This is a genomic window from Leptobacterium meishanense, assembly GCF_037645805.1.
GTDB lineage: Bacteria > Bacteroidota > Bacteroidia > Flavobacteriales > Flavobacteriaceae > Leptobacterium_A > Leptobacterium_A meishanense.
Genome location: NZ_JBBEXE010000003.1, coordinates 1 through 17,854 on the forward strand (window position 1 = coordinate 1; position 17,854 = coordinate 17,854).

Sequence of the window (17,854 nt, forward strand, 5' to 3'; positions counted from 1 at the left end):
AGAGTTTAACGATGGGGAGCGGGAACCTATTGATGGATGGGTATATTTGAATAGATAAGATAGAAGGATGAGAAATAAAACTTAAAATTAAATGAAGCAGACCATAAAAAATACTATTTTGACCTTGACTGTATTAACTTTTGCAGTTTCGTCTTATGGACAGCAAGATCCTCAGTATACACAGTATATGTATAGTATGAATATTGTAAACCCGGCTTATGCAGGGTCTAAATATGCTATAAGTTTAGGGGCACTGGGAAGAAAACAATGGTTGGGGATAGACGGGGCACCCGAAGTAGCTACCTTTTTTATTCATTCACCTGTTGGAAGGAATGTTGGTCTGGGACTATCAGCCATTGCACAAGAAATAGGACCTGTAAAGGAACAGAACATATATGCTGATTTTTCATATACGCTTGATTTATCTGATCAGTCTAAAATAGCATTTGGATTAAAGGCAGGAGTCACTTTTAAAGATATTGGGCTATTATCTTTAACATTAGTAGATCCAAATGACCCTCTATTTGTAGAAAATGTGAACAGTGCAGATCCGAACATTGGTGCAGGAGTTTATTTTTATACGGAACGATTTTATTTAGGACTATCGGTGCCAAACTTTATAGAAACGCTTCATTTTGATGAAGAAAACGGTATTATTAGTAATGCCTCGGATAAAATGCATTATTTCTTAACGGGGGGTTATGTTTTTGACCTGTCGGATAATTTAAAGTTCAAGCCTTCTTTTATGGCTAAAATGGTTTTTGGAGCACCGGTTTCTATAGATGCTTCTGCTAATATGTTAATTAACGAAAAAATAGAATTGGGAGCATCATATAGAGTAGATGATTCCGTGAGTGGATTAGTAAATTTTTTTATAACACCTAACTTTAGAGTAGGCTATGCATATGATTATAGTGTGTCAGATCTCGGCAATGTAAATAATACAGGCAGTCACGAGATATTTTTGTTATATGATTTTGCGCTGTCCAGAGGAGGGCGTAGATCTCCAAGATTCTTTTAAAACTATTAAATACGATGAAACAATATTTAACAACCCTATTAGTCGCATATATATGTTTAGGCACAATAAGTGCTCAGGATATAAAAACGAAACGTGCAGATCAATTTTTTGATGCGTTGGCATATGATCGTGCAGCAGAGCTATATGAAGATATTGCAAAACGAGATAATTCTGCTCATGTACTTTCCAGATTAGGAGATTCATATTATTATAATGTTGAGATGGAAGAGGCAGCCAAATGGTATGGAAAACTTATTGAGCAGTACAAAAGCGAAGTTGATCCGGAATATATTTTTAAGTATGTACATGCCTTAAAAGGAATTGGTGATTATGAAAAAGCAGATAAATGGATGGAAGAATTTGCCAATGCTAAAAAGAATGATAGCAGGGCGGCAAAATTTGTAGAAAAGAAGGATTATTTGGAAGATATTCAAAATAGGGGTGCACGATATGAAATTAACAACCTTTCTCTTAATTCGCCACTGTCCGATTTTGGAGTTGCGCTTTATGATGATGATAAGCTAATATTTACTTCTGCAGATGTGAATGGAGGAGGTGCCAAAAAATATGGATGGAACAACCAGCCTTATTTAGATTTATTTGTCGCGAATGTTAACAATGAAGATGCTTTTTCCAAATCAGAATCATTTTTTGGGGATGTAAACACAAAATACCATGAAGGAAGTGTAGCATTTTCCCCTGGGAAAGACACTCTTTATTTTACAGGGAACAATAAAGATAAAGACAAAAATAAAATTAACAACCTTGTTTTATTTAGAGCATCTTTAGTAAATGGCGAATGGACAAATGTTGTACCAATGCCATTTAATGATAAAGATTATTCTGTAGGTCAACCAACGATCAGTAAAGATGGTAAGAAACTTTATTTTGTATCAGATATGTCAGGTACATTAGGGAATACAGATATTTTTGAGGTTACTATCAATGCTGATGGAACCTATGGGACTCCTGTAAATCTTGGGCCTAAAATCAATACAGAAGGAAGGGAAATGTTTCCTTTTATGAGTGATAAAGACATTTTGTATTTTGCTTCTGACGGGCATTTAGGTATGGGAGGATTGGATGTTTTTGCCGCCCGTTTACGTGACGGGGCATTTGAAGAACCTATAAATGTAGGGCCACCTGTGAATGGAAACTTGGATGATTTTGGTTATATCATCAATGAAGAAACCAAAGAAGGTTATTTTTCTTCCAACAGGAAAAGTGGAAAGGGAGATGATGATATTTATGCTATGACAGAGGTGGTTTCTTTATACTGTGATCATCAATATATCACTGGAGTAGCGGTGGAAAAGAACACAAAGTCTTTATTGCCTGACGCTACAATTACCTTATACTCATATAAGGATGGCCAAGAATTAGAAACCGATGTTATAACAACAGGAGTAGATGGATCATTTACTTTTAAGGTAGACCGTTCTGTAGGGAAAACATATAAATTGGTTGCTACAAAAGAGGAACATGAAGGGTCTGAGAAGAGCATTACACCTTCTAAGACAGAGAATATGGAATTTGTACTGCTAGAATTGGAATCTACAAAACCAGAAATAGTAGTTGATAATGGAAGGAAGCTTATAAATATAGAAGAAATCTATTTTGATTTAAATTCTTCATACTTAAATGCAGCTGCGAAGCAGGAGCTAGATAAAGTAGTAGAAGTGATGAAAAAATACCCAAAAATGATTGTGGAATTAAGTGCTCATGCTGATGCAAGGGGTACATATGAATACAATCAATGGTTATCGGACAGAAGGGCAAAACGAACCATAGACTATATTGTTTCTAAAGGGATTAGTGCTAACCGAATATCTGGAAAAGGTTATGGAGAAGCTAAACTTGTAACTCCTTGCCCAGATGGGGTTAAATGTCCGGAAACTAAACATCAATTAAATAGGCGATCAGAATTTGTGATCATAGAGATGTAAATCAATTAAGATATTAAATATAAAAGCAAGATGATGAGTATTAAAAATATGAATGTGTCAGTTAAAAGAGAAATTGGGATAAGTAAAAAAATCTTTATTTACGATAGCCAAAATGCACATGGGCTTTATTTAAAGAAACATTTGGACAAGGAAGGTTATAAAACCAAAACTACTGATGATGAAACATCGGCTACCTCTTATTATTCTAACCACGATGATATAGATACTGTAATATTCTTTATGCACTCTATGTCGGATTGTTTATTGTTTTTACAGTTTTATGAACCTGGGAAGAGATACATAGTAGGTGCGTTTTATGATGCTGACCATCCTTTCATAAAGAGAAGCAGTGCTGTTAAACTAATTAACCTGAACAATACCAAATTTGAAATTATAGAACAGCTAACAGCGATTTTGAATGAAGAGCTAGAGGATTAGCGTATTTATTTTTAGGAAAATAAGAGTGGGTTTCGGTATTCCCAAAACCGTATCAGGAATAATCCAAAATAAATAACAGCGACAATAAATTTTATAAAAGTAGAGGTTAGAAAGCCTAAAAAAGACCCGATAGCAGCTTTTAAAGCAGTTGTTCCGTCTGCATTATTAATTAGTTCACCAACCAAGGCTCCGACAAAAGGTCCTATAATAATTCCAAAAGGTATAGGGGCTATAATTCCTACAATTAAACCTATGGAAGTCCCTATCATTCCTGCTTTACTCCCACCAAACTTTTTAGTGCCTATAGCAGGAATAATATAATCTAATATAAAAATAGCTATAGCAATTATAAAAGTGAGGATTAGAAACCACCAATTCATAGGAACTGCTTTTGTAAGATAGAGCATCAACAAACCAAGCCAGCTAATAGGAGGGCCAGGTAGCACGGGTAAAAAGCTTCCTAAAAGCCCTAAGCACATAAACAAAAACCCTAATATTAATAAAAAAATATCCATTTTTTTCTGTTAATAAGGCGAATTTAAGGAAAGTTTGATATAATTGAATTTGTTATTTCTTTTTTATAATACGTGAATCCTCAAAAAATTGTAATTTACCACTGATTATATCTTATTTAATGCAGTTAAAATACATTATAAGGCTCTGTTTTGTCGTGCTATTAATAAATAGTAGTTGCTCTTATTTTAAAAGTAAAGATGTTCTCACAAAAGAGTTAGTTCACCAAAGAATGGATGCCATTAATTGGAATGAAATAGATAGTTTCCCTTTGTTTGAAAATTGTGATGAAATGGCTTCAAAAATGGAGCAGCAAAAATGTTTTCAAGAAACATTTGCTAGTCATATGTCAAGTGCCATTGATTCACATTCTTTTTTGGTTACCGAAACCATATCTGATACTATTTATTTACATCTCACAATTGATAATGAAGGAGCACTTTCTATTTTGGCGATAGCTAAAAGTAATGAAATAAACACTCAATTACCTGATCTTGAAAATATACTGATTAATGCCATCAATGATTTGCCTAGAATTTATCCGGCATTAAAAAAAGTGACATCTTCAGACACAAATGAAGCTCAACTAATTCCTGTGGCAGTTAAGTTAAATCTTCCGATAATAGTTTCGGTGGATTAATTTCTGTTGATTTTAAGAGGATTATATATGATAATTATGTAAATTTGCATAAGAACATATGTAAATTTACTAATAATGGAAGCGTTTACGTTAACTAATTTTGTCGATAATAAAGCGAATTCCCCACAAACGAAGTTGAAGATTATTCATGCAGCACGCCACGGGGTTACCCGTTCCGACTTGAAGAAGTTTAGTCTTCGGGTAGCATTACCGATCACTAAGATTTCAGAAATAGTACCGGCTTCCTACTCTACATTGGCTAAAAAAGGCAATTATGATAAAGAAGTGAGTGAACGGCTTTTTGAAATAGCAGAGGTATATGCAAAAGGCTTTGAAGTTTTTGGCGATGAAAAGAAGTTTGCACGTTGGCTGAATAAACCTAATACAGCAATAGGTGGAGAAATCCCTTTTTCATTGCTTGACACGAGCTACGGTGTACAATTGATTTTGAATGAGATAGAACGAATAGATTACGGGGTCTTTGTTTAATGATTGTTTATAGGATAGATAGAGAAAAACGCCGTAAAGAACTTTTATCGGGAATTGGTGCTGAAAAGGTAGGAGGCCGATGGAACAAACCGGGGACGAGAGCTGTATATACAGCTCAAAATATATCATTAGCGTATTTAGAAGTGGTTATGCATATTGATATTTCAGAAGACCTTCCATCAGACCGTATATTAATCCATATAAAAATTCCAGATGAAATTGTAATACAGGAAGAGAAACGGTTGCCTAAAAACTGGGATTGTTTTCCATACAATAGTCAAACACAAGAAATATTTACCCGGTTTGCCCAAGACAAAAAAGCGACTGTTTTAAAAGTACCCTCTGCTATTGTTGCTTCGGAATATAACTATATTGTCAATCCGTTACACGAAGATGCCAATAAAATACAAGTAATAAAAATAGAGAGGTTTACCTTTGATGGACGTTTAAAAGGATAAGCAAATAAGAAATTGAAGTCAGAAAAAATCATATTAGGTATTGATCCCGGAACCAGTGTTATGGGGTATGGCCTCATAAAAATAGTAGGTAAAAGTATGACTTTTTTGCAGCTTAATGAATTGCAGCTTAAAAAATATAACGACCATTATGTGAAACTTAAAATCATTTTTGAGCGTACTGTTGAACTTATAGATACTTATTACCCGGATGAAATAGCTATAGAAGCCCCTTTTTATGGTAAAAATGTACAATCTATGCTAAAGCTGGGCCGTGCACAGGGTGTGGCGATGGCTGCTGGATTATCGAGACAGATCCCTATTACAGAGTATTCCCCTAAAAAGATAAAAATGGCAATCACCGGAAATGGAAATGCCAGTAAAGAACAAGTTGCTAAGATGTTACAAAGCTTACTATCGTTAAAAGAGCTTCCTAAAAATTTGGATTCTACCGATGGATTGGCTGCTGCAGTTTGCCATTTCTATAATGAAGGGCAGTTAATTACGGGAAAAGGCTACTCAGGATGGTCCAGTTTTGTAAAGCAAAATCCTGATAAAATAAAATAACGACATCCTTCTTAAAAATGGCAGGAATCTATATTCATATTCCTTTTTGTAAACAGGCATGCCATTATTGCGATTTTCATTTTTCTACCTCTTTAAAGCATAAGACAGCTATGTTGCAAGCTTTAAAAAAGGAATTACGGCTTCGTAAAGAGGAACTGGCTGATGAGTGGATTGAAACCATTTATTTTGGTGGAGGTACCCCCAGTTTATTGAGCCTAGAAGAGTTACAATCTTTATTAGATGAAATTTACAGAAATTATAGCGTAATAAAATCCCCAGAAATTACTTTAGAAGCCAATCCGGATGATTTGACAAATACGAAAATAAGAGAATTGTCTACTATACGGATAAACCGTTTGAGCATTGGAATCCAATCTTTTTTTGAAGAAGATTTAAGAATGATGAACCGGGCACATAGCTCAGAGGAGGCAGAGCAGTGCTTAGAAGAGGTAATGCAATATTTTAAAAATATATCTGTAGATCTTATCTATGGGATTCCTGGGATGACGAATGAGCGATGGCAAGAAAATATTAATAAAGTTTTATGGTATAATATTCCACATATTTCCTGCTATGCATTGACGGTTGAACCAAAAACAGCCCTTAAACATTTAATCAATATAGGTAAGGTGCAACCAATTGATGAAGTATTGGCACAGCAGCATTTTTCTATTTTAACAGCGAAGCTTCAAAAAAGCGGGTATGTCCATTATGAGCTTTCTAATTTTGGCAAGGAAGGCTTTTTCTCGGCAAATAATACAGCATATTGGTTAGGGAAGAAATATATGGGAATTGGTCCATCGGCACACAGTTATGATGGGAATTGTAGAAGTTGGAATGTAGCAAACAATACTAAATATATAAGGGCATTATCAGAAGGACTATTTTCTTCAGAAAAAGAGGAACTTACACTAACAGATCAATATAATGAGTATGTGATGACAGGTTTACGCACTATGTGGGGGGTTTCCTTAAATAAGATAAAAAATGATTTTGGAGTAAATTATTATCAGCATTTTGTGAAGTGTATATCTAAATATATAAGAACAGAACTTTTAATAATGAATGAAGAAGTAATAACAGTTACTGATAAAGGAAAGTTTTTGTGCGATGGAATTGCAGCTGATTTATTTTTTGTCGATTAAATCATAGAATTACCTGTATCTTTGATAGTATATAAAAGGTATGGTTTTTATATGAAAACAATCATTAAACATAATAATCAACAGTATGAAATTGATCTGTCAAAGCCGATAGACATTTCTATTCCCATAAAAGGAACACAAGAGCATGTAACGGCTTGGGGGCTTAGTGCACCAGCTATAGACCATATAATAAGTGTAGCTAAAGGCGGTACAGTCAATTTTAATACACTTCATTTTAATCCACATGCGCACGGAACTCACACAGAATGTGTTGGTCATATTACAGAAACGTTCCATTCGGTAAATCAATCATTAAATAAATTCTTTTTTATAGCTGAAGTAGTTACCGTTGCTCCCGGAAAGTGGGGAAAAGATTATGTGATTTCTAAAAAGCAATTGGAAAATGCATTAAAAGGTCAACATCCGGAAGCGATTATTATCCGTACACTCCCCAACGATCCCAGTAAATTATCCAGAAACTATTCAAAAACCAACCCGCCTTATGTTTTAGAAGAAGCAGCTGTTTTTCTGAGAATGCTGAACATTCAGCACTTACTTATTGACTTACCGTCTGTGGACAAAGAAGAAGATGATGGTAGGTTGTTGGCACACAAAGCATTTTGGGATGTTAAAAAAAATGTTCGAACAGAAGCTACAATTACTGAATTAATTTATATCTCTAACGCTGTGGAAGATGGAACGTACCTACTAAATCTTCAATTTGCTCCTATAGAAAATGACGCAGCTCCCAGCAGACCCATTTTGTATGAAATAAAAGCTGTTTAATTATGAATATAGAAGAACTACGCGACTATTGTATTCGTAAGAAAGGAGTGACGGAGTCGTTCCCTTTTAATCAAGATGTTTTGGTTTTCAAGGTGATGGGCAAAATGTATGCGTTGCTTTCGCTAAAAGCATGGGAGGAAGGGAACCCTACAATAAATTTAAAGTGTGATCCCGAAAAGGCATTAATACTTAGAGAACAATATGAGAGCATTTATGCCGGTTATCATATGAACAAAAAACATTGGAATACCATAGCCCTGAAAAATGGAACGATCTCAAAATCATTGTTAAAAGAACTGATGGACCATTCGTATGATGTAGTAGTACAAGGGCTGCCCCGAAAAGTACAAGAAGAATTAAGAAATATAAAATAGGAAGACTTTTTAAGAGTCGGATATACGTGGTATTTGAACGATTATTATTCTATAATTGCGGTTTAACCATAAAAAAATTATTAAATTTAAATTCCCCTGAAAATTACACACTTCCCTATTTAATTGGTTACTCTCAAAAATCTTTAAAAAAAGATTTATTTAATAACTAAACATTAACCAAAAATTAATTTTTATGAAACCAACCAACCAATTAATGAAAATAGTAGTAATACTGCTATTATTTGTCACAAATGTAACAATTTCCCAAGAAGAGCAGCAGTATTTTATTACTGTAACTACCATGCACTGGAACATGGACAAAGATGATTTCAACATGGATGAATGGAAAGCCGTAGAGAAGGAATACCTAGATAAGGTAACAATGAAGAATGAGTATGTGCTTAGTACAGCAGTAGCATTACACCGTTATACCCCGGATAATTCTGAACTGCTATATGTACAGGTATTTGATTCTTGGGAGGCTATTGATAAGGCTGCTGACCGAGATGGAGAATTGATAAGAGCGGCTTGGCCCGATCAAGCAGCAAGACGTGCTTATTTTGAAAAAAGAAATGATTATTATGCTGATAAACACTCGGATGAAATATACGTTACTATGAGTGGAACCAAGGAAGTATCAGGTATTAAAGAGGGGGACGAAATTATTTATGCTATGCGAAAAAGCCGATTTGCATTTCCTAAAGAAGGTTCCGGGAAAGAATTTAATGAATTACGAGATGAATACGTGAAAAATGTAATCCATAAAAATGAATATTTTAAAGGATATTATCCACACGCGCATATGTATGGGTCGGATAGGAGAGACTATATTGAAGTGTTTGTAGTAACTTCTATGGATGACTTAGACAAAGGCTTGGATAATAATGGCAAACTTTTTAGAGAGCATTGGAGTGATGAAACTGCTAGGAAAGAGTTTGGGGAAAAAGCAAGTAAATATTTTACAGGATGGCATGCTGATTACATATATACGGGAGTACCTGAAATATCAAAACCAATGGCGCCGCAATAATGGCCTGATGAGATATAAATAATATTTGAAGGCTGTCTGAAATGATATTTTTTAGGCAGCCTTTTCTTTATAACTATAAAAACCATTCGTCGAAACTAAATTACCATTCGTCGATAGTTAGAATGTATTTAATCGAAACAGCTTATTATAGCCTCGTGTAAATAATGACCTTTATATAAAAACAAGTAAAGGGTTATGGGTTTACACATCCTATTTATTGAAGATGATACCATTGAAGTAATGAAACTAAACAGGGTCATTACTTCCTCAGGAGTCAACCATAAGATTATAGAGGCTAAAAATGGAGAAGAGGCCTTGCAGGTACTCAAACAAAAAGAGAAGTTGCCTCATATAATTTTATTAGATTTGAACATGCCAAAAATGAATGGCATTGAGTTTTTACAGATCCTGAAAAATGATGCGGTACTGAAATATATACCAACGATTGTGCTTACTACGTCTAGCAATCGTCAGGACATCATGGAGTGCTATAAAATAGGAATTGCCGGATATGTGTTGAAGCCCCTCAAGTATGAAGACTATGTAAAGAAACTAAAGTCGTTATTAGAGTACTGGAGTATCAACGAATTATCTAAAACATGAAAGGCATTGTTTTTACAGAGTTTCTAGAAATGGTAGAAACCACTTTTGGCTTAGAGACTGTAGATCACATTATTGAAAAATCGAATTTAAAATCTGAAGGAATATACACTTCTGTCGGAACCTATGATTTTGCCGAGATGTTGAGCTTACTTTCAAATTTAAGCGAAAAAGTTAATATCCCTATTGGAGATTTGTTATATGCCTATGGAAAATACTTCTTTAATGTTCTTACGGCAAGCCATCCGAATATTTTTAAACAATATAAAACGCCCATTGCACTACTCTCTTCTATAGAAAATCATATTCATGTACATGTTCGAAAAATATATCCTGGAGCAGAGCTTCCCGTATTTGATGTAATTGATGAAACGGACAAAGCAATTACGATGGTCTATTCTTCGAAAAGAGGCATGTACCGATTTGCGCAAGCACTTATGGAAAAAACATTTGAACACTATAAAATTGATGCTTCAATTCATATGGAAAAACTTAAAGAAGATGGTACAAAGGTAAAATTTATGGCCACCTACAATGAGTAAAGCCCAAATCGAAATATTAGAAAGAGCATTGCTCCGAGAACGGGCAGCCAGAAAACAAGCTGAAAAAATTCTGGAAAAAAAATCTATTGAATTATATGGTGTTACACAACAACTAAAAGAGAGTAACAGACAACTAGAAGGGTTGCTAAGTGAAAAAACTTCAGAGTTAAAAGGCGTATTTGAAAATATCGTAGACGCTTATGTAATGATGGATTTATGGGGCAATGTGTTAAAGATGAACGATGCGGCCATTGAATTGTTAGGGTATGATGTAGCAAAAGAACCCTTTAATTTAATGGAGCTAGTACACAAAGATGACATGGCATATACTACTGAAGCTTTTAGAGGCCTATATGAAAATGGATCGTTCACAGATTATCAAGCTCGCATTGTCACCAAGTCAAAAGACATAAAACTGGTACATGTAAATTCGAGAGTTATCTATAACAAAGAAGGAAAGCCCACAGCAGCACAAGGGATTGTTAGAGATATTACCCAAGAAACTATTGATAAAGAAATATTTGAGGAACAGAAAAGACAACTGGAAATCATAGTAGAGGATTCTCCGATAGGGATTGTTTTAACTGTAGATGGGAATATTGTAAAATCAAACAAGGCATTTCAAGAATTGATGGGCTATACCGAAGAAGAGCTTTTAGATAAACATGTGAAAGAGTTGACCTATCAGGAAGACCAAAAAAGCTCTATAAAGAAAATGGAAAAAATGAATAAAAGTACTGAAGAACAATTTAGTATGATAAAAAGATATAGGAGAAAAGATGCTACTATTATAACCGCTAAAACCATTGTAAACGCTGTAAGAGACCATAAAGGGAATATAAAGTACCAGGTAGCATTGGTCGATGATATTACCGAACAGGTAGCTATAGAAAAACAAAAAGAAAAGCTACTTGCAAATTTGGAAAAGAGTAATGAGGAATTGAAAGAATATGCGCACATTGTTTCGCATGATTTAAAATCCCCGCTAAGAAGTATCAGTACGTTAGCCAGTTGGTTACGGGAGGATTATAAAGATATTCTGGATAAGGATGGCCAAAACAATTTATTGCTGATGCAAGAAAAAGTAGAAAAAATGGACCATCTTATAGATGGTATTTTAAAATATTCCAGTATCAATAAAGATGCTATAACCAAAGAGGAAGTAAATGTTCATCAAGTGGTAGAAGAAATCATAAACACCATTTATATACCCGAGCACATTAGCATCTTCATAACAGATGAACTTCCGATAATAAAAGCTGACAGAATCCGTATAAAACAGCTTTTTCAGAATGTTATTTCTAATGCCGTAGAGCATATAAACAAGAAAAAAGGCACTATAAAAGTCGGGTGTAAGAATGAACAGAAATCATGGATTTTTACTATAAAAGACAATGGTAAAGGGATTCCGAAAGTATATCATAAAAAAATATTTCATGTATTTCAATCATTAAGTAATGATAATAAATCAACCGGAATAGGATTATCGATTGTGAAAAAGATAGTTGACTTATATGAGGGAGAAATATGGCTAGAAAGTGAAGATGACATAGGAACTACATTTTTTATACGACTCAAAAAATAAACAAGTATGCAAGAACAACCAAACCTAACCTACATTAATAAACTTTCTGCCGGAGACCAACAATTCAAAAAAGAATTAATAAAAATAATAAAAGATGAATTCCCGGTAGAAAAAGCGATGTATATGGAGAATATTTTGAACAAAAAATATTCAGAAGCAATACAAAATGTACATAAATTAAAACATAAGATTAGTATCCTAGGGCTTGAAAACGGTTACAAGCTTGCCGAAAACTATGAAGAAAGCTTAAAACAATCCCCTTCCCAAGACAACTTACATAAAGAATTCACCGCTTTGTTAAATCTCATGGAGACATTTATAACAAAGCTCTAAAAATGTATGTATTATGAATTGTATTATTGTAGATGATGAAGCATCTGCACGGGTTATCATTCGGCAGTTATGCGATCAGGTTAAGGAATTAACAGTGATTGATGAATTTCCTAACGCTATTGAGGCAATGAAATTTCTAAATCAGAATGAAGTGGATCTTATTTTTTTAGACATTCACATGCCTGATTTTACAGGGTTTGATTTTATACAGACTTTAAAAAACCCACCAAATGTAATATTGAGCACTTCTGATAAAAACTTTGCGATAGAGGCTTTTGGATACGAGTGCATTGTAGATTATCTCATAAAACCTATGAGCCAGGAACGGTTTAATAAAGCTATTCAAAAAGCAAAAAACGTTACGGTATCTGAACTGGGAAAAAGTATTGCTGAAAAAGAAGATATAGAAAATGACCTTTTTGTAAACATAGACCGTAGGTTGGTAAAAATCAACATCCCTGATATTTATCTGGTAGAAGCTAAAGGTGATTATATCAGTATAAAAACCGACAATAAAAATTATGTGGTACATTCTACCTTAAAAAAGATAGAAAGTAAACTTCCTGATGATATCTTCCTAAAAGTACACCGCTCTTATATCATCAATCTTAAAAAAATTATTGATATTGAAGATAATAGTGTGTTAATAGCAAAAGATGTAATTCCGGTAAGCCGTTCCAACAGACCAGAACTAATGAAGCGATTAAACCTTTTGTAAATCTACTTGTCGTTCAATAGTGTCATTTAGACAATAGTAACCCCCTATTCAATTAAAATAAGAGGCAAACTACCATCATATAAAGTAGTTTTACTAAAATAAAAGTCTGTTTTTGATTATTTAGGGGAATATAATCAAACATTAATTGTTTTAAGATGTAAAGAGTAAGTGCATGCTTATGCATCATAAAAGCTCCCACAATAGGTTCATACTTGCGGAGCTTCTTCTTTACAAGCTTTTTTTCTGGTGTTCATAAAAAGCATCGGCTTGTAATTGCATCAATTCACGGGCTTTTTCTCGCTTGTATTCATAAAGCTCTTGCTCTTCGGCAATGTCCTTATAAACATTATCGTTTATGGCAGCATCTGTAGCCATCATATTTTTCCGTTGGCGCATTTTTTGTGCTACCCAAGTTTTTAGAGTACTTTCTTCCTCTTCCAGTTTCAGGTCATACTCGCCTTTAGGAGCTAATAGTTTTGCAACAATGGGAGATGCTTCAATAGCTAAAAACAATAAGAAAATAAAAAATGAAGGTAACCAAGGGAGTTTATCTAAGGCATTAACACGTGCCATTAATCCATCAAAACCATCAATAACCGGTTGCGTATTGACAACCTTTTCATCATAAGCTGCTTTTAAAGTAGCCATTTGTGCTTCTTTTTCATTTATTTTTTGTGTATTTGTCTCCCTTAATACTTGCAACTCTTGAAGTGTAGCATCGTGCTTTTCACGTTTTTCTGCATACACAGGGCCTTTGCCAATTTTGAGTGTACCCTTTGTGCCTTCCGCCTCAGAAATATAGGTGTCATAAAGTGTATTGACTTCATTTTCCTTGGTAACAATCTCATTTTTCAGCCCTGCAATCTCATTGTTCAATGTTTCAATGGCAGGATTGTACTGCAAGGCTATTTGTTCTTGATTGTTAAGTGTCATCTGGTTTTTTTCTTCCAGCAATACCCGGTCTATTTCTTTTTGAAAAATCTTTAGCTCCAAAGGTTTAGAAATCACTATAGCGATAATGATGGCTAAAAATATACGAGGGGTTGCCTGAAGCAATTCACTTTTAAAAGAATCCCCTTTCTTGATGGTAGAAACAATAAACCGATCGAGGTTAAAAATGAGTAAGCCCCATACCAACCCAAAGAAAATAGAAGTATAGATATTATCAAAAACAGTATATAGGGCATAGGCTGAAGCAATAAAAGCCATTACTGCTGTAAAGAACACGGTGGCACCTATTCCTGCATATTTATTTTGCTCTCCAGAAGAGCAATCTTTTAAAATATGCGTATCGGCACCAGAACAGATAATAAAAAAACGTTTTAGCATAGTAGTAACTTTTTTCGATTGATGAATAGTTACAACGCTACTAAAACGTAAATTGTTGTTTTCCAGTAAGGTTATTTGCTCATTTCTGTAAAATATTGGTAGAAGTATGGAATGGTCTCAATTCCTTTTAAATAATTGAAAACACCAAAATGTTCGTTGGGGGAGTGAATAGCGTCACTATCTAACCCAAACCCCATAAGGATGGTTTTACTGTTCAGTTCTTTTTCAAAGAGAGAAACAATAGGAATACTACCACCACTTCGTTGAGGAATAGGCTTTTTGCCAAACGTCTTTTCATAAGCTTTTGCTGCTGCTTGGTAACCAACACTGTCTATAGGTGTTACGTAGGCCTGTCCACCATGATGAGGTTTAGCTTTTACGGTAATCCCTTTGGGGGCAATGCTTTTAAAGTGATTGCTAAAAAGCGTTGTAATTTCATGCCAATCTTGATTAGGTACCAAGCGCATGGAAATTTTAGCGTAGGCTTTTGAAGGAATAACAGTTTTAGAACCTTCACCGGTATAACCTCCCCAGATACCATTGACATCTAGCGTAGGACGAATGGAATTACGTTCATTAGTGGTATAACCTTTTTCACCATACACATCGTCAATATCCAAAGCTTTTTTATAATCCTCCAACGAAAAGGGTGCTTTTGCCATTTCGGCACGCTCCTCTTTTGAGAGTTCTACTACTTTGTCATAAAACCCCGGAATGGTAATATGGTTGTTCTCATCTTGCAGGGAAGCAATCATTTTTGTTAGGATGTTGATGGGGTTAGCCACTGCACCGCCATACAATCCAGAGTGCAGATCACGGTTAGGGCCGGTAAGTTCTACTTCCATATAGCACATGCCACGAAGTCCGGTAGTAACTGAAGGTGTATCATTGGCAATCATCCCTGTATCAGAAATAAGGATTACGTCATTGGCTAGTTTCTCCTGATTGCGTTCTACAAACCAGCTTAAACTATTGGAGCCTACTTCTTCTTCACCTTCAATCATGAATTTTACATTGCAGGGAAGTTGATTGGTTTTTACCATAAACTCCAATGCCTTTACATGCATATACATTTGGCCTTTATCATCACAGGCCCCACGGGCAAAAATGGCTCCTTCCGGATGAATATCGGTCTGTTTTACAACAGGGTCAAAAGGTTTGCTGTCCCAAAGATTCAAAGGGTCGGGCGGCTGCACATCATAATGGCCATAGACCAAAATGGTTGGCAGGCTTTTATTAATAATTTTTTCTCCATAAACAATGGGATACCCTGGTGTTTCACAGATTTCTACAAGGTCGCAGCCGGCTTTTTCAAGAGCATCTTTTACCATTTCGGCGGTATTGATTACATCTTGAGCATAGGCAGGGTCAGCACTAACGGAGGGGAATTTTAAAAGTTCAATAAGTTCGTTTATAAATCGGTCTTTGTGTTCCTGTAGATAGGAGCTTATGTTTTCCATGAAAGTATAATTAGTAAAAAACCAAATTTACAAAACCAAGTGTAAACAGGCAGGTTTTAATGCTAAAAATAGCGGGAAGTTTTTGAGCAAGCCTTGTTTATTTATTAAAATGTTGTTTATATTTGCAGGCACATTTTGCAATAGCGGACGTGTAATCCCGATAGCTATCGGGAGGTAGACACGCAACAGAAGCGGGCGTGGTGAAATTGGTAGACACGCTAGACTTAGGATCTAGTGCCGAAAGGTGTGAAGGTTCGAGTCCTTTCGCCCGCACAAAAGGAAGAGGCCGTCTTGATTGGATGGTCTTTTTTATGGTCAAAAATTATCATATAAAGGAAAGGACGAGAAGTTTATCCCGCACGCAGATGTGGGAAGTCCTTTCGCCCGCACAAAAGGAAAAAGCCGTCTTAATTGGATGGCTTTTTTTATTTTTTAAAAATTGCTCGATATGTTTTAGAATATTAGATCTTAATTGTATTTGTTTGGACATTGTAAAATAGGTGAGACAAGCATTATAAAGAATATATTAATAACCCAAATATACCTAAAACCCTATATTTTCTATTGCGTTAAATACGCCATAACTTTACGACTTGCCCCTTTATGTTTAGCAATATATTCGGCATTTAAGTTTCCTATTTTTTCACGAAATACATCGTCCTTCAAAAAAGGGGTAAAAGCAGCTTTAAACGTAGTAGCATCCCATACAGGGATGATACCACCCAGGGCTACAAGTTCTTCCGCCTCTTTAAACCCTTGGTAATTATTGCCAATCACCACCGGAATGCCAAACACTGCCGGTTCTAGGGTGTTGTGGAGTCCCGAAGTGCCCATGCCGCCCCCTACATATGCCACATCGGCATAACTGTACACTTTGGTCAGCAAGCCAATGATATCTATAATCAAGACATCATAGTCCGCAAGGTTTTTTCCTTCCCGTTCCGAGTACAAGATGGTTTTTCTGTCAATGGAAGCCTTCAAAGCCTGTATCCGTGCCGGTTTTATGGTATGGGGTGCAATAATACACTTTACATCTTTTGGCATTTCGTTGTTCAGGTAGGAGACCAACAGTTTTTCATCTTCCGGCCAGGTGCTTCCGGCTACCATACAAGGTTTGTTTTGTTTAAATTGATCCACAAAGTCCAACGTATTATCCCTATCGAGTATTTCCGACACCCGGTCAAAACGCGTATCACCTGATACGGTGACGTTGTCAATACCTATACTGTTCAAAAGGGCTTTTGAAGGGTTGTCCTGCACAAAAAAGTGGGAGATGGCCTTTAATGATTTCCGCATAAAGCTGCCATACCACTTAAAGAAAGCCTGGTCCTTCCTAAAAATAGCCGAAACCATCAGGGTTTTAATATTCCGTTTGTGAATTTCCAACAAGTAATTTGGCCAAAACTCATATTTGATAAAGATGGCAAGTTCAGGTTTTACGATGTCTAAAAAACGTGCCGCATTTTTTTGGGTGTCCAGCGGAAGGTAGGTGATTATAGCTGCTACCGGATGCTCCTTTTTTACCTCATAGCCTGAGGGCGAAAAGAAGGTAACCAATAATTGATGCTTTGGAAACTGTGTTTTCACCTGTTCCATCACCGGTAGGCCTTGTTCAAACTCACCTAAAGAAGCCGTATGGAACCAGATAACCGGTTTTTCTTTGTCAAGCTGCTTTTCAAGGAATTCGAAAACACCTTTTCGCCCATGTATAAATCGTTGTAGCTTTTCATTAAAAAGAGCAACTATGCGGAGAAGTCCTCCTGCTATATAGACTAATATGTTATAGATGAAAATCATAACGTATTGCTTCGTTTGCTAAAATACACTCTTATACCGAAAATTCATTGGGTATCGTTCCTTTATTTCGTAATATTGTTACACTT

At 35.4% G+C, this 17,854-nt stretch carries 20 protein-coding genes and 1 tRNA gene; 17 read left to right on the forward strand and 4 right to left on the reverse strand.

All coding sequences use genetic code 11. The features are described 5' to 3' along the window. The first annotated feature begins 91 nt into the window (after positions 1-91). The 3 genes from WBG21_RS04140 to WBG21_RS04150 are packed head-to-tail and all read left to right on the forward strand — an operon-like array spanning position 92 to position 3,405. Entirely contained in the window at positions 92-1,021 is a 930-nt protein-coding gene (locus WBG21_RS04140; RefSeq protein ID WP_340075117.1) for a PorP/SprF family type IX secretion system membrane protein, read from the forward strand. A gap of 14 nt (positions 1,022-1,035) precedes the next feature. Then, positions 1,036-2,967, forward strand: a complete 1,932-nt coding sequence (locus WBG21_RS04145) for an OmpA family protein (protein WP_340075119.1) — start codon at positions 1,036-1,038, stop codon at positions 2,965-2,967. A gap of 48 nt (positions 2,968-3,015) precedes the next feature. Beyond that, the gene (locus WBG21_RS04150) at positions 3,016-3,405 is read left to right on the forward strand and encodes a hypothetical protein (protein WP_340075121.1); all 390 of its coding nucleotides are present in this window, start codon (positions 3,016-3,018) and stop codon (positions 3,403-3,405) included. Positions 3,406-3,416: 11 nt separating this feature from the next. On the opposite strand, the gene WBG21_RS04155 is transcribed toward WBG21_RS04150, so the two are convergent. Beyond that, complete coding sequence (locus WBG21_RS04155) at positions 3,417-3,920, reverse strand: DUF456 domain-containing protein (RefSeq protein WP_340075123.1); 504 nt, start codon at positions 3,918-3,920, stop codon at positions 3,417-3,419. Between the two features lie 230 nt (positions 3,921-4,150). On the opposite strand from WBG21_RS04155, the gene WBG21_RS04160 reads away from it, so the two are divergent. From WBG21_RS04160 to WBG21_RS04220, 13 genes are all read left to right on the forward strand, one after another. Beyond that, positions 4,151-4,558, forward strand: a complete 408-nt coding sequence (locus WBG21_RS04160; protein WP_340075125.1) for a hypothetical protein — start codon at positions 4,151-4,153, stop codon at positions 4,556-4,558. A 135-nt stretch (positions 4,559-4,693) separates the two neighbouring features. After that, positions 4,694-5,047, forward strand: coding sequence for a type II RES/Xre toxin-antitoxin system antitoxin (gene parS / locus WBG21_RS04165; protein ID WP_340075127.1), 354 nt, complete (start codon positions 4,694-4,696; stop codon positions 5,045-5,047). Next, positions 5,047-5,505, forward strand: coding sequence for an RES family NAD+ phosphorylase (locus tag WBG21_RS04170; RefSeq protein WP_340075129.1), 459 nt, complete (start codon positions 5,047-5,049; stop codon positions 5,503-5,505). The genes parS and WBG21_RS04170 overlap by 1 nt, the downstream gene beginning before the upstream one ends. A gap of 12 nt (positions 5,506-5,517) precedes the next feature. Next, on the forward strand, positions 5,518-6,069 hold the full coding sequence (ruvC, locus tag WBG21_RS04175; RefSeq protein ID WP_340075131.1) for a crossover junction endodeoxyribonuclease RuvC: 552 nt from the start codon (positions 5,518-5,520) through the stop codon (positions 6,067-6,069). A gap of 17 nt (positions 6,070-6,086) precedes the next feature. Beyond that, complete coding sequence (gene hemW, locus WBG21_RS04180) at positions 6,087-7,214, forward strand: radical SAM family heme chaperone HemW (protein WP_340075133.1); 1,128 nt, start codon at positions 6,087-6,089, stop codon at positions 7,212-7,214. A 51-nt stretch (positions 7,215-7,265) separates the two neighbouring features. Next, a complete protein-coding gene (locus WBG21_RS04185) occupies positions 7,266-8,000 on the forward strand; it encodes a cyclase family protein (protein ID WP_340075135.1) in 735 nt (244 codons plus the stop codon). Positions 8,001-8,002: 2 nt separating this feature from the next. Continuing rightward, positions 8,003-8,374: an MmcQ/YjbR family DNA-binding protein gene (locus WBG21_RS04190; RefSeq protein WP_340075137.1), complete on the forward strand. Its 372-nt coding sequence runs from the start codon at positions 8,003-8,005 to the stop codon at positions 8,372-8,374. 193 nt (positions 8,375-8,567) lie between these two features. Beyond that, a complete protein-coding gene (locus tag WBG21_RS04195) occupies positions 8,568-9,404 on the forward strand; it encodes a hypothetical protein (RefSeq protein ID WP_340075139.1) in 837 nt (278 codons plus the stop codon). Between the two features lie 195 nt (positions 9,405-9,599). Continuing rightward, on the forward strand, positions 9,600-10,007 hold the full coding sequence (locus WBG21_RS04200) for a response regulator (RefSeq protein ID WP_340075141.1): 408 nt from the start codon (positions 9,600-9,602) through the stop codon (positions 10,005-10,007). Beyond that, positions 10,004-10,546, forward strand: coding sequence for a heme NO-binding domain-containing protein (locus tag WBG21_RS04205; protein ID WP_340075143.1), 543 nt, complete (start codon positions 10,004-10,006; stop codon positions 10,544-10,546). Before WBG21_RS04200 ends, WBG21_RS04205 begins: the two co-directional genes overlap by 4 nt. Then, entirely contained in the window at positions 10,539-12,131 is a 1,593-nt protein-coding gene (locus tag WBG21_RS04210; RefSeq protein WP_340075145.1) for a sensor histidine kinase, read from the forward strand. The genes WBG21_RS04205 and WBG21_RS04210 overlap by 8 nt, the downstream gene beginning before the upstream one ends. Positions 12,132-12,137: 6 nt before the next feature. After that, on the forward strand, positions 12,138-12,464 hold the full coding sequence (locus WBG21_RS04215; protein ID WP_340075147.1) for an Hpt domain-containing protein: 327 nt from the start codon (positions 12,138-12,140) through the stop codon (positions 12,462-12,464). A gap of 13 nt (positions 12,465-12,477) precedes the next feature. Then, positions 12,478-13,182, forward strand: coding sequence for a LytR/AlgR family response regulator transcription factor (locus WBG21_RS04220; RefSeq protein WP_340075149.1), 705 nt, complete (start codon positions 12,478-12,480; stop codon positions 13,180-13,182). A gap of 228 nt (positions 13,183-13,410) precedes the next feature. On the opposite strand, the gene WBG21_RS04225 is transcribed toward WBG21_RS04220, so the two are convergent. Continuing rightward, positions 13,411-14,511, reverse strand: a complete 1,101-nt coding sequence (locus WBG21_RS04225; protein ID WP_340075151.1) for a DUF4407 domain-containing protein — start codon at positions 14,509-14,511, stop codon at positions 13,411-13,413. 71 nt (positions 14,512-14,582) lie between these two features. Continuing rightward, entirely contained in the window at positions 14,583-15,971 is a 1,389-nt protein-coding gene (locus tag WBG21_RS04230; RefSeq protein ID WP_340075153.1) for a dipeptidase, read from the reverse strand. A gap of 191 nt (positions 15,972-16,162) precedes the next feature. Between WBG21_RS04230 and WBG21_RS04235 the strand changes: the two genes are divergently transcribed. Continuing rightward, positions 16,163-16,244 (forward strand) — tRNA-Leu (locus tag WBG21_RS04235). A gap of 288 nt (positions 16,245-16,532) precedes the next feature. Here WBG21_RS04235 and WBG21_RS04240 read toward each other — a convergent pair. Beyond that, positions 16,533-17,768: a 3-deoxy-D-manno-octulosonic acid transferase gene (locus WBG21_RS04240; protein WP_340075155.1), complete on the reverse strand. Its 1,236-nt coding sequence runs from the start codon at positions 17,766-17,768 to the stop codon at positions 16,533-16,535. Positions 17,769-17,854: the final 86 nt, after the last annotated feature.